The 11,945-nt window shown below is 65.7% G+C and carries 10 protein-coding genes; 4 read left to right on the forward strand and 6 right to left on the reverse strand.

All coding sequences use genetic code 11. The features are described from left to right. Positions 1 to 14 precede the first annotated feature (14 nt). Together G481_RS0103130 and G481_RS22700 are read left to right on the forward strand one after the other, a co-directional pair. Positions 15 to 1,250 (forward strand): styrene monooxygenase/indole monooxygenase family protein, encoded by a 1,236-nt coding sequence (locus G481_RS0103130; protein ID WP_028028710.1) that lies wholly within the window; start codon positions 15 to 17, stop codon positions 1,248 to 1,250. Position 1,251: 1 nt separating this feature from the next. Then, positions 1,252 to 1,746 carry a flavin reductase family protein gene (locus tag G481_RS22700; RefSeq protein WP_035025018.1) on the forward strand — a complete coding sequence of 165 codons (495 nt, stop codon included), beginning with the start codon at positions 1,252 to 1,254 and terminating at the stop codon, positions 1,744 to 1,746. Between the two features lie 3 nt (positions 1,747 to 1,749). Here the strand turns inward: G481_RS22700 and G481_RS0103140 are convergent, their stop codons facing one another. Beyond that, on the reverse strand, positions 1,750 to 2,304 hold the full coding sequence (locus G481_RS0103140; RefSeq protein ID WP_028028711.1) for a winged helix DNA-binding protein: 555 nt from the start codon (positions 2,302 to 2,304) through the stop codon (positions 1,750 to 1,752). 115 nt (positions 2,305 to 2,419) lie between these two features. Here G481_RS0103140 and G481_RS0103145 point away from each other — a divergent pair, with 115 nt between their 5' ends. Beyond that, complete coding sequence (locus G481_RS0103145) at positions 2,420 to 3,511, forward strand: LLM class flavin-dependent oxidoreductase (protein WP_028028712.1); 1,092 nt, start codon at positions 2,420 to 2,422, stop codon at positions 3,509 to 3,511. A 196-nt stretch (positions 3,512 to 3,707) separates the two neighbouring features. Here the strand turns inward: G481_RS0103145 and G481_RS0103150 are convergent, their stop codons facing one another. Genes G481_RS0103150 through G481_RS0103170 form a run of 5 tightly spaced genes read right to left on the reverse strand, consistent with a single transcriptional unit; the run spans position 3,708 to position 10,237 of the window. After that, complete coding sequence (locus tag G481_RS0103150) at positions 3,708 to 5,249, reverse strand: indolepyruvate oxidoreductase subunit beta family protein (RefSeq protein WP_028028713.1); 1,542 nt, start codon at positions 5,247 to 5,249, stop codon at positions 3,708 to 3,710. Then, positions 5,246 to 7,393 carry a thiamine pyrophosphate-dependent enzyme gene (locus G481_RS0103155; RefSeq protein WP_028028714.1) on the reverse strand — a complete coding sequence of 716 codons (2,148 nt, stop codon included), beginning with the start codon at positions 7,391 to 7,393 and terminating at the stop codon, positions 5,246 to 5,248. The genes G481_RS0103150 and G481_RS0103155 overlap by 4 nt, the downstream gene beginning before the upstream one ends. A gap of 12 nt (positions 7,394 to 7,405) precedes the next feature. Beyond that, a complete protein-coding gene (locus G481_RS0103160; RefSeq protein WP_028028715.1) occupies positions 7,406 to 7,885 on the reverse strand; it encodes a MarR family winged helix-turn-helix transcriptional regulator in 480 nt (159 codons plus the stop codon). Further along, on the reverse strand, positions 7,882 to 9,441 hold the full coding sequence (locus G481_RS0103165; protein ID WP_028028716.1) for a phytoene desaturase family protein: 1,560 nt from the start codon (positions 9,439 to 9,441) through the stop codon (positions 7,882 to 7,884). The genes G481_RS0103160 and G481_RS0103165 overlap by 4 nt, the downstream gene beginning before the upstream one ends. Positions 9,442 to 9,445: 4 nt before the next feature. After that, positions 9,446 to 10,237, reverse strand: a complete 792-nt coding sequence (locus G481_RS0103170; protein ID WP_028028717.1) for a cyclase family protein — start codon at positions 10,235 to 10,237, stop codon at positions 9,446 to 9,448. Positions 10,238 to 10,352: 115 nt separating this feature from the next. Here G481_RS0103170 and G481_RS0103175 point away from each other — a divergent pair, with 115 nt between their 5' ends. Beyond that, complete coding sequence (locus tag G481_RS0103175) at positions 10,353 to 11,924, forward strand: phytoene desaturase family protein (protein ID WP_028028718.1); 1,572 nt, start codon at positions 10,353 to 10,355, stop codon at positions 11,922 to 11,924. Positions 11,925 to 11,945: the final 21 nt, after the last annotated feature.

Here is an 11,945-nt window from a genome sequence, read left to right on the forward strand (position 1 = left end):
ACAGGGAGATAACCATGCGGAAATTCACCATCGTTGGCGGCGGGCAATCGGGCCTGATGGTCGCCATCGGGCTTTTGAAGGCCGGCCATCAGGTGCGGGTCGTGCAAAACCGCACCGGGGCCGAGATTACGGCCGGCAAGGTGCTGTCCAGCCAGTGCATGTTCTCGAATTCGGTGCAGAACGAGCGCGATCTGGGCATCGATTTCTGGTCAGACAGCTGCCCGCCGGTCGAAGGCATCAACTTCATGGTGCCGAACCCCGAAAAGCCGGGCGAAAAGCTGATCGACTGGACCGGCAAGCTGGACCACAAGGCCTATGCCGTGGACCAGCGCGTCAAGATGCCCCGCTGGCTGGAGGAATTCCAGAAGCTGGGCGGCCAGCTGGTCATCAAGGATGCCGGCATTGCCGAGCTGGAAACCTATGCGCGCGAGGATGATCTGGTCATCGTAGCATCCGGCAAGGGCGAGATCGGCCAGCTGTTCACCCGCGACGCGACCCGCAGCCCCTATGACAAGCCGCAGCGCGCGCTGGCGCTGACCTATGTCAAGGGCATGACCCCGCGCGAGCCGCATTCGGCGGTGGAATTCAACCTGATCCCCGGCGTGGGCGAATATTTCGTCTTTCCCTCGCTGACCACGACCGGCCCTTGCGAGATCATGGTTCTGGAAGGCATCCCCGGCGGTCCGATGGATTGCTGGGCCGATGTGAAGACGCCCGAGCAGCATCTGGAAAAGTCGCTGGGGATCCTCAAGACCTTCCTGCCCTGGGAATACGAGCGGTCGAAGAATGTGGAACTGACCGACCCGAACGGCATTCTGGCCGGGCGCTTCCCGCCCACCGTGCGCCATCCGGTTGCCACGCTCCCGTCCGGGCGCAAGGTGCTGGGGCTGGGCGATGCGGTCTGCCTGAACGATCCGATCACCGGGCAGGGGTCGAACAATGCGTCCAAGGCCGCAGCGGTCTATCTGAAGTCGATCCTCGATCATGGCGATCGCGCCTATGACGAGGCCTTCATGCGCGCCACGTTCGAGCGGTTCTGGGACTATGCCCAATGGGTCGTGCGCTGGACCAACATGATGCTGCAACCGCCGCCGCCGTTCATTCTGGAGATCATGGGAACCGCCTGCGCGGTGCCCGAACTGGCGCACCGGATGGCCAATGCCTTTGACGATCCGCGCGATTTCTTCCCGTGGTTCGCCGACCCGGACGCGGCGGCGAGCTATCTGGCCGATCTGCGCAAGGCGGCCTGAGATGGGGGTTCCTGTCGATGCTGCCACCTTCCGGGCCGCCATGGCCCGGTTCCCCGGCGCGGTGACAATCGTCACCACTGCCGGCGGCGGAGAGCGGCGGGGGATCACCGCCACCGCCGTCTGTTCGGTCACCGCCGATCCGCCCAGCCTGCTTGTCTGCCTCAACAGGGCGACGGGCACCTGCGGGATGGTGGCCGAAACGGGGATGTTCAATGTCTCGCTGCTGGCTGGCGATGGCGGCGACACGGCGATGCGCTTTGCCGGGGCAGGGGGCGTGACCGGCGAGGCCAAGTTCGCATCGGGCGACTGGCGCACCGATGCGCGCGGCCTGCCGATCCTGGCCGATGCCATTGTCACCTTCTGCTGCGAGGTGACCGAACAGGTGCAGGCCGGCTCGCACAGCGTGTTCATCGGCCAGATCGTCGGGGTCCGGGTCTGCGAAGGTGCCGCGCTGGTCTATGAAAGCGCGCGTTTCCATCGGCTTCAGCCGATCTGACACCTAGCCGCGTCGCCGCGTGGCGGCGACGCGGGCCACGTCTTCATAAACCCCGGTCAGCAGCATCAGCGTGCGTGTCGCCTCGACCAGCCGATCCGCCAGACCGGGCTGCGCCTCGATGGCGGCAATCAGGATGCGTCGGCGCACGTCGCTGTAATCGTCGGTCACGCGGCGGCCTTCGTCCGTCACCTCATAGGTCACGCCGCTGCGGCCCGAGCCCTTGCGCTCGACGAGGCCCGCCGCGATCAGCTTGCGCAGCGAATACTGGATGTTCGCCACATCGTCACGGTTCATTAGCCGGGCGATTTCCTTGATCGACTTTGGCCGCTCGTTCATGCGGATGATGTGCAGCATGGCGTTTTCCGGCCCTGTCGCCGCCAGATCGCAGACGGCCGCCAGGCATTCCGACTGCCAGCGGCCGAATCCCTCGAAGGCGCGCATGATGGCGAACTCCATCTCGGCGGTTGCCGCATCGGCGCCGCCTTCGGCCAGGTGCCAGTTGAAATCGCCGCCCGACCGAGCCTTATCCTGTTGGGATTTCGAAGATTTGTCGGACATGCAGATTTCCTTCCCTTGTGCTGAGAATGGCCGCACGTCCCTGTTGACGCAATGCGATTTTACGATAGACTTTCAATCATAAAATACCACTAAACCTCCAACAGGGAACTTCGCGATGACTGTAAACCGGATGACCACCGGCGGCTTCAAGCTGGGCACCTTTTCGACCAACTGCTCGTCGGGCATGACGCCCACCCAGATCCCCGACCGCTGGGATGCCAGCTGGGACAGCAACGTCACGCTGGCCAAGATGCTGGACGAAGCCGGGATCGACTTCATGCTGCCCATCGCGCGCTGGATCGGGTATGGCGGGCCGACCGACTTTCATGGCGGCGTACTCGAGACGATGACCTGGGCTGCGGGCCTGCTGGCATCCACCAAGAACCTGACGGTGTTTGCCACCATCCACACCACCGCGAACCACCCGATCGTGATCGCCAAGCAGATCGCCACCATCGACCAGATCGGTCATGGCCGTGCCGGTCTGAACATCGTGGCGGGCTGGAACAAGCCGGAATATGACGCGATGGGCATTGCCTTCGCGGATGACCACGAAACCCGCTACGGCTATGCGCAGGAATGGTTCGATCTGATCCGCAAGGTCTGGAAATCGGAAGAGCATTTCGATTGGGACGGCACCTATTTCAAGAACATCCGCGGGCAAAAGGGCCGTCCGGCGCCGGTGCGCGGCGATGTGCCGATCATCAATGCCGCAGGCTCGCCGCAGGGGCGCGATTTCGCGACCTCGAACGCGAACTTCCTGTTCACGCCGGCCATTGATCTGGCCCGCACCAAGACCGAGATCGCCGAGCTGAAGGGCCAGGCCGCCGCCAAGGGCCGCGATGTCAACGTGCTGACCTTCAGCCACGTCGTCTGCCGCCCGACCGAGAAAGAGGCCCGCGATTACGTCCACTATGTCGTGGACGAGAATGCCGACTGGGAAGCGACCGACAACCTGATCAAGCTGCAGTTCGCCTTTGCGCTGTCCTTCCCGCATGATCTGCTGGCGCAGATGCGCTTTGGCATGGCGCTGGGCCATGGCGGCTTCCCGCTGATCGGCACGCCCGATCAGGTCGCGGCCGGCATCATCAAGCTGCACGAGGCCGGGCTGGCGGGGACCACGCTGTCCTTTGTCAACTACGTCAAGGAATTCCCCTATTTCGCCGACGAGGTTCTGCCGCGTCTGGCCAAGGCCGGCATTCGCTGACAGCACCAGGACCCGCTTGCGGAACTGGAGGGGTTTCACACCCCTCCAGACCTCCCCGTGGGGTATTTTGGGCAAGATGATGGGGCGATGGAAGGGGATCATCCTTCCCGGTCCCGTCCCCGATGGTGTGGCCGTTGAGGGCAAGATGCAAAAGGGGGCGCCTTGCGGCGCCCCTGTTTCATTGTGCTGACCGGGGTCAGACGAAGCTGCGGATCGTCTGGATCGCGCCGTCCAGCTCTTTACCCTCTTCGTCCTTGAGGGCGGCTTCGCGCAGGCGGCGGGCCCAGTCGGCTGCGTCCGAGCGGTTCGCGACCAGCGCGATCCCGTCCAGCACCCGATCGAATTTCGACAAGCCGCGGGTATGCGTGTCGGAATAGCCCTTCACCAGCCGGCGGCAGCGCAGCACCTCGACCGCAAGGTCGTAGTTCGCGGCGCGATAGGACATGGCCGTGTCCAGCCAGGCTTGCAGATGGTCCTGTTCCTGCCGGTGGCGCAGGGTGCGGCGGCGCCAGCCCTTCATTCCGCCCAGGACATAGAGCATGACATAGGCCGTCAGGCTGTCCGACCGCAGGCGGCGGCCCTTGTCGAACCAGCGGTTCAGGCGGGCCATCCTGGCCGGATCGGCCTGCCAGCGCGCGCCCATGGCGGCGGGCATCATGCCGCTGATTTCAGCGGCCTGGGGGTGGAAATATTCGGTCAGGTGCAGCAGGTTGCCATCCTTGACCTTCATCTCGCCCTTGATGCGGGCAAAGCGCGCGGCGCGGGTCTTGCGGTCGGCGACGCGGATGATGTCGTCATAGGCCAGCGCATTGGCGATATACTTTGCCGCCTCGCGCCCCAGCACCCAGCCGTTTTCCGCCTTGTCCTGGGCCACCACCTTGTCCAGCCGGTCCAGATATTCCGCGCCATAGGCAAGATCCTGGAAATCCACGACCTTTTCCAGCCCGGGCAGCGCCATTTCGGCCACGGGGCCGGGCAGGGCGGCCGCGCGGGCGGCCAGCCGGTCCCATTCGGCGCGCAGTCTGGCCGGGCCGGCAACAGTCGACTTGGCAACAGGTTTCGGGGCCGGCGCGGCCTCGGCCTGAACGCCGGCAACGGCCGCCTCGAAGCCCGCGTTGAAGGCGCGAAGGCTGGCCTCGACCCCCTTGCCGCCTGCGCGGATCGCATCTTCAAAGGCCGACCGCGGGAAAGGCAGCGCGCCCGAGGCCGCCAGCGCCCCGAACATCGAGGCCGAGATCACCGAGCCCTGCTTGACCGCGACCTGATCGAAATTCGCCGCGATGAAGCGGCGCGCGGCGATTTCGGCCGCCGCCATCACCTCTTCGGCCGAGGCGATGCCGTTGCCGGGCACCATCTTTTCGCTGACCGCCAGCGAGCGGTGGGTCGAGGCGATCAGCGTGGTGCGGTCGGGCGTGACGAAGCCGCGCAGGATGGACCGGCCGGCCTCCATCATCTCGGCGGCGATCATCACGTCGACATCGCCGGCGGCGGGCATCAGCGAAAAGATCGGCGTGCCGCCTTCGGCCGGGGCCATTTCGATGTAATAGACCGTGGCGCCCGTGCGCTGCGCGACACCGGCAACCGAGGTGGCCTGTGCCGCATAGCCGTTGGCGCGGGCCAGATCCTCGATCCAGTTGGTCAGAACGCCGCCGCCCTGACCGCCCACGGCCAGGATGGCCAGCTTGATGATGCCTTGCAGCCGGGTGTCCGGCGTCTTGTGTGCGAGGGGGGCGTTCATGCGGCCTCTCCAAAGTTCAGGCGGCGCGCGGCGCGGCGCGATTGCAGCCAGCCGATGATGCCATCGCGCCATTTGGCGATGCGGGTTTCCATGGCGCTGGGGTTGTGGACCACCCGCGCCTCATAGAACGACGGGCACAGCACGGCGGCATCCGCCACCTCGCCGCAGTTGCCGCAGCCCACGCAGGATTGGTCGATGCTGGCCACCGGATCGTCGCGCAGCGGATCGTCCAGCACCTTGAGACCCAGCGACGGGCAGCCCGACAGCCGCATGCAGGCGTGATCGCCCGTGCAGATGTCTTCGTCCACGCCAAAGCGGGGGGTTTCCACCCGGCGGCCTTCCTTGATCGCCTTGGCGGTCAGCGGCTTTTCGCGCCGCTGCTTGTTCAGCATGCATTCCGACGAGGCCACGATGACCTTGGGCCCCTTTTCCGGGGTGGTCAGCGCCTCGCGCAGCACGTTGCGCATGTGGGTCACGTCATAGGTGCGGTCGATCTGGCGCACCCATTTGATGCCAATGCCTTCCAGCGCCTTGGAAATCGGGTTGTTGGTGGCCTTGGTCGGGTTCTTGGCGCGCGAGGACATGATGTCCTGCCCGCCGGTCGCCGCCGAATAGTAGTTGTCGACCACCACTGCCACCGCATCGGCCTTGTTGAAGGCCATGTTGGTGAAAGAGGACGACAGCCCGTTGTGCCAGAAGCCGCCATCGCCCACCATGGCGATCGACCGTTTCTTGCCGCCGCCTTCGAACGCGCCGTTGCCGGCCGGGCCAAGGCCGTAGCCCATGGTCTGCCCGCCCACCTCGAACGGCGGAAGCGATCCGAACAGGTGACAGCCGATATCGCCCGCGATCTGGTGCTTGCCCAGTTCCTTCTGCACCAGCTTGATGGCGGCAAAGATCGGGCGCTCCGGGCAGCCGGTGCAGAACCCCGGCGGGCGGATCGGCACGACCTTGGTCAGGTCGGGGATCTTCGGCGCCTCTTCGTTGGGGGCGCGGACCATGGCGGGCACCATGTCAGGCGCGGCCTTTTTCAGATAGGCGGTGATGCTGTCCAGCAGAACCTGGCCGGTATATTCCCCGGCCATCGGCAGGATGCCCTTGCCTTCGACCTGCACCTTGGATCCGGCACGGTAAAGATAGGTGGTCAGCGTCTGTTCGATGAATTCGGGCTGGCCTTCCTCGATGACAAGGATCGAGTCCTTGCCCTCGCAGAACTCCAGGAACTCGTCCTTGACCAGCGGATAGGCGACATTCAGCACATAAAGCGGAATGTCGGTGTTGCCGAAGATGTCAGCCAGCCCCAGCCGTTGCAGCGCGCGGATGACGTTGTTGTACATCCCGCCTTGCAGCACAAAGCCGATCTTGGCCTGTTTCGGGCCGAAGAATTCGTTCAGGCCCTTGTCGCGGATGAACTTTTCCGCGGCCGGCCAGCGCTGGTCGATCTTTTCATGCTCGTGCACGAAGGAGAACGGCGGCAGCACCACGCGCTTGAAGTCGGACCGCGGGTTGGCCAGCGCCTCGGCCACGGTCAGGGTGGGGGCCTTGTTGTCGCGGGTTTCAAAGCTGCCGGTGACGTGGCAGGCGCGAATGCGCACGGTCAGCATGACGGGGGTGTTCGACACCTCGGACAGCTCGAACCCGTCGCCCACGGCCTTGACGATGCTGGGCAGGTTCGGGCGCGGGTCCAGCAGCCACATCTGCGATTTCATCGCAAAGGCGTGGGTGCGTTCCTGCATGATCGAGGAGCCTTCGCCGTAATCCTCGCCCACGATGATCAGCGCGCCGCCGGTGACGCCACCCGAGGCCAGGTTCGCCAGCGCGTCGGACGCCACGTTCACCCCGACCGGCCCCTTGAAGGTGATGGCGCCGCGGATCGGATAATGGACCGATGCGGCCAGCATCGCGCCGGCCGCCGCCTCGTTGGCGTTCGCCTCAAAGCGCACGCCCAGTTCGCCCAGAAGTTCCTCGGCATCGGCCAGAACGTCCATCAGGTGGCTGATCGGTGCCCCCTGATAGCCGCCGACATAGCCGACCCCGTTTTCCAGCAGCGCCTTGGTGATGGCAAGGATCCCCTCGCCGGTGAAAGTATCGCCGGCACCTTTGCGGAGGTGCTCGACTTCGGCCTTGAAACTGCGTTCCGCCATTGCTGGTCCCTGTCAGATATCGTTCTTGCGGATATTGGAAAGTATCTTTTGCAGCGTGCCCACAAAGGCGCGCCGTTCGGTTTCCGGGATGCCCCGGAACATGCGGTCATAGGCGTCGAACATCTGCGGCCACAGCGCCTCGTGCGCGGCGCGGCCGGCCTCGGTGATGCTCACGCGGGTGGCGCGGTTGTCGGACGGGTCGGGCTCGCGCCGCACCAGTCCTGCGGCGTCCAGCTGATCCAGCGCGCGCGACAGGGTGGATTGTTCGATCACCGTATAGACGGAAAGTTCGCGGATCAGCGGCGCATCCAGCACCGAGAGCGAGGCCAGCGCGCGCATCTTGGCGGTGGTCAGCCCCTGCGCGACCAGTTCCTCGCGCAAGCTGGCGTTGTAGCGCGCCATGATCCGGTTCATCAGATAGGGGGCAAAGTTCGACAGCCCGATCTCGCCAAGGCGCGGGGGCGGGCCATGAGGGGTCAGATCATCGCTCATGCGCCCAGCCCCTTGGCGGCCAGATAGCCCGATCCACCGCCGAGGCCCGGGCCGGGATGGGTCGAGGCGCCGATATGCGTCAGGCCCTTGACCGCGCTGCCCTTTGTGGTGTGTGCAAACGGGCGCCAGATGAAGAACTGGTCGATCGAACAGGCCCCGCCATAGGGATCGCCGCCGACCAGGTTGATGTTCATCGCTTCCAGATCGGCCGGGCTATAGGCGCGGCGGGCCAGCTTGATCTTGTCGAGATCCTTGATGTGACGGGCAAGGATTTCCTCGATCCGGTCGGCAAAGGCCTCGCGCGTCGCCTCGTCCCAGGTGCGGCCGGTCAATTCGTGCGCGGCATCGCCCTTGATGACACGGGGGGCGTCGGGGATTTGCAGCCACAGAATGGCCTTGCCGGCGGGCGCACGGGTCGGGTCCAGCGCCGTCGGCTGGCCCACGCAGATGGTGGGGGTTTCGGGGAACAGGCCGCGTTCGGCCTCGTTTGCCGATTTCGACACCGCGTCGATGCCGTCGGACAGGTGGATCAGCGCGACCTTTTCCAGCCCCGGGGTGGCCCATTCGGGCACGGCGTCCAGCGCATAATGCAGCTGGAAATTGCCCCGGCCATGGCGGAACGCGGCAGTGGCGGCGCGGTCTTCGGGCAAGGGGGTGCCCTCCAGCAGCCGGCCATACAGCTGCCCCGGCGCGACCGAGGCCAGGACGGATTTCGCCGCGATCTCTTCGCCGCCTGCAAGGCGCACGCCCGTCACCTTGCCATCGCGGACCAGGATGCGGTCCACATCGGCGCCGGTGCGCACCTCGCCGCCATTGGCCTCGATCAGCTTGACAAAGGCGTTGACGGCAGCGGCCGAGCCGCCTTTGACGATGGGCGCGCCAGCGGCCTCCAGGGCAAAGGCGACGACCTTGGCCATCTGGCCCGAATAGGCGCTTTCGGGCGTCAGGCCGCAATGCAGCACCCAGGGCGCCCACAGGGCTTGCACCAGCGGGCTGCGGTAGTTCATTTCCAGCCAGCCGCGCGCCGGGGCAAGGGCGGTGCCGAACCAGCCGGCAAGGCTGGACAGCCCGCGCCGACGCGCCTGGCCGAACAGCAGCTTCGCGGTTTTCCACGACCACAGATTGCCGCCCAGCAGGCTGAACAGGAAGGGCGCATCCGATTCCAGCGTGCCGACATCGCGGGCGTGCTGGTCGCCCTCGCCGGCCAGGACAGCGTTGAAAGCCCGGGTGTTTTCGGCGCGGTCGGTCGTCAGGACCAGCGCCTCGCCATCCGGCCGCAGCACGGCGGTCGGATGGGGGGTATGGCAGAACTCCAGCCCGTGCCGCGCCAGATCGGCGGCAAGTTCGGCATAGGCCGGAGAGGTGATGAACAGAACGAAGGTGGTGGCCATCACGTCATGGGTGAAGCCGGGCAGGGTGGCAGAGTCGGTTCTCAGGCAGCCGCCTGCGACGGCTTCGCGTTCCAGCACCAGCACCTTGCGCCCCTTGCGCGACAGCAGGGCCGCCGCGACAAGGGCGTTGATGCCCGACCCGATGATGACGTGATCGGCCCCCATGGCGTCAGGCCTTCGGAACCAGAGCCAGCGCGCGGATCGGCGAGCCGGTGCCTTCCTTGATCTTCAGGGGCGCTGCGATCAGGATCGCGCCCTTGGGCGGCAGCTTGTCGAGGTTGGTCAGCGAGGCCAGGCCGAAGCGGTCGTTCGCATGCAGCAGGTTATGGGCCGGGAACGGCGGGGTCATGCCGCCGGCAAGCCCGGCATCGGTGCCGATGCATTGGGTGCCCCAGCCCACGATGCCCTTTTCGATCAGATACTGGATGACCTCGGCCGTCGGCCCGGGGGTGTGCGGCCCGTTCTCGTCGGCGTTCAGATAAAGCGCCTCGTCATGGTTGCGCTTGTCCCAGTCGGACCGCATGACGACCCATTCGCCGGCCTTGATCTCGCCGTGCGCGGCCTCCCAGGCCTTCACATGGTCGATGGTCAGCAGGAAGTCGTTGTTTTCTGCTGCTTCCTTGCTGAAGTCCATCACGTTGACCGGCGCGATCAGGCGCTGCACGTCCAGCGTGTCGGTATAGCCGGCCGGATTGTCCTTGCCGGTGATCCAGTGGTGCGGCGCATCAAAGTGGGTGCCCGAATGTTCGCCCAGCTCCAGCCAGTTCCACGCCCAGAAGGGGCCGTCCTTGTCGTATTCGCTGATCTTGTGGATCTTGATCGGCGGGGTGTCCTTGGCCAGCTCCGGGGGCAGTTTCAGCAGCGGCGTATCCGGCCCCAGCGTGCCCGAGCAGTCGACCACCTCGATGCCCCCAGAAAGGATCATGGCCCCAAGGTTCTGCAAAACGGCGGCAGAAGTCATTCGTGTGTCTCCCTGAAATGGCGGGGGTATCGCCCCCGTCGGATGCGGTGAAATCATGCTGGACAGAAATGAATGCGTTTGCAAGTATATTTCTAACTTGAAGGATCGAAGCGCGATGGACACCACGTTCGATGCCATTCTGATCGGAGCAGGCCACAATGCGCTGGCCTGTGCGCTGCATCTGTCGGCCAAGGGCTGGAAGGTGGGCGTTTTCGAACAGGCCGCCCAGCCGGGTGGCGCTGTGCGTTCGGGCGAATATACCTTGCCGGGTTTCCGCCATGACTGGGCGGCCATGAACATGTCCCTGTTCGCCGGAAGCCAATTTTTCAAGGCATATGGGCCGGCCTTGATGGCGCGGGGGCTGGAACTGGCGCCGACGACGCATCCCTTTGCCTCGGTCTTTCCCGATGGGCGCTGGCTGGGGATTTCGACCGATCCGGCCCAGACCCGCGCCCGGATCGCGGCCTTTTCCGTGACAGATGCGGCGACCTGGGACAAGCTGGTTGCGGCGTTTCCGGCGGATGCGAATCACCTGTTCGCGCTGCTTGGCTCTCCGATGAAGATGCGTGCGTTTGCATCAATTTTCTGGCGCATCTGGCGCGAGCGCGGTTTGTCGGGTGCCCAGGATCTGGGCAAATTCCTGCTGTCCTCGCCGCGCGCCTGGCTGGAACAGACCTTTGCCTCTCCCCACCTGCGGGCCACCCTCGGCGCTTGGGGGCTACATCTCGATTATGCCCCGGACGTCGCGGGTGGCGCGCTTTTTCCCTATCTGGAGGGGATGGCAGGTCAGGCCTTTGGTATGGTGCTGGCCAAGGGCGGCGCGGGCCGCGTGACAGAGGCGCTGGTGGCCGAGATCGAGGCGCGGGGCGGTGTTGTGGAATGCAGCGCGCCGGTTGCGCGTATCCTGCACAGCGGCGGCACGGCAACGGGGGTGGAACTGGCCGACGGCCGCAAGCTGGTCGCACGCAAGGCGGTGATCGCGGGCGTGGCCCCCAAGGGGCTGATGCAGCTGACCGGAGGGACGGGCGATGCCGGCTTTGACGGCGCGATGCAGGGCTTTCGCCATGCGCCGGGCACGATGATGATTCACCTGGCGATGGATGCGCTGCCGCCCTGGGCCGCCGGGACCGATCTGCACCGCTTTGCCTATGTTCATCTGGCGCCCTCGCTGGACCAGATGGCGCGCACCTACAGCCAGGCGCAGGCGGGGCTGTTGCCGAACGAACCCGCGCTGGTCGTCGGGCAGGCCACGGTGGTCGATCCCTCGCGCGCGCCGGATGGCAAGCATGTGCTGTGGCTGCAAGTGCGCATGGTGCCGGGCACCATTCTTGGCGATGCGGCCGGGCAGATCGGCGCCACCGACTGGGCCGAGGCCGCCGGGCCGATGGCCGAGCGCGCGCTGGACATCCTCGACCGCTATGCGCCGGGCGTGCGGGGCCATATCCTTGGCCAGCGCATCGTCAGCCCGGCCGAGCTGGAAGCCGACAACCCGAACCTTGTCGGGGGCGATCAGATTTGCGGCAGTCACCATCTGTCGCAGCATTTCATCTACCGGCCCGTCCGTGGACATACCGACGGGTCGACCCCCATCCGCAACCTTCACCTGACCGGGGCGGCCGTCTGGCCCGGGGCAGGCACCGGGGCGGGGCCGGGCTGGCTGCTGGCGCAAAAGCTGGCAGGGGCCTGAAACAGACGACCAACCAAGAAA

Source organism: Gemmobacter nectariphilus DSM 15620, from assembly GCF_000429765.1.
Lineage (GTDB): Bacteria > Pseudomonadota > Alphaproteobacteria > Rhodobacterales > Rhodobacteraceae > Wagnerdoeblera > Wagnerdoeblera nectariphila.

What these genes read in the sequence shown, in the direction of transcription:
- G481_RS0103130 (WP_028028710.1), top strand. Translation starts at nt 15, where the DNA reads ATGCGGAAATTCACCATCGTTGGCGGCGGGCAATCGGGCCTGATGGTC.
- G481_RS0103150 (WP_028028713.1), bottom strand. Translation starts at nt 5,249, where the DNA reads ATGAACGCCCCCCTCGCACACAAGACGCCGGACACCCGGCTGCAAGGC.
- G481_RS0103165 (WP_028028716.1), bottom strand. Translation starts at nt 9,441, where the DNA reads ATGGGGGCCGATCACGTCATCATCGGGTCGGGCATCAACGCCCTTGTC.
- G481_RS0103155 (WP_028028714.1), bottom strand. Translation starts at nt 7,393, where the DNA reads ATGGCGGAACGCAGTTTCAAGGCCGAAGTCGAGCACCTCCGCAAAGGT.
- G481_RS22700 (WP_035025018.1), top strand. Translation starts at nt 1,252, where the DNA reads ATGGGGGTTCCTGTCGATGCTGCCACCTTCCGGGCCGCCATGGCCCGG.
- G481_RS0103170 (WP_028028717.1), bottom strand. Translation starts at nt 10,237, where the DNA reads ATGACTTCTGCCGCCGTTTTGCAGAACCTTGGGGCCATGATCCTTTCT.
- G481_RS0103140 (WP_028028711.1), bottom strand. Translation starts at nt 2,304, where the DNA reads ATGTCCGACAAATCTTCGAAATCCCAACAGGATAAGGCTCGGTCGGGC.
- G481_RS0103160 (WP_028028715.1), bottom strand. Translation starts at nt 7,885, where the DNA reads ATGAGCGATGATCTGACCCCTCATGGCCCGCCCCCGCGCCTTGGCGAG.
- G481_RS0103145 (WP_028028712.1), top strand. Translation starts at nt 2,420, where the DNA reads ATGACTGTAAACCGGATGACCACCGGCGGCTTCAAGCTGGGCACCTTT.
- G481_RS0103175 (WP_028028718.1), top strand. Translation starts at nt 10,353, where the DNA reads ATGGACACCACGTTCGATGCCATTCTGATCGGAGCAGGCCACAATGCG.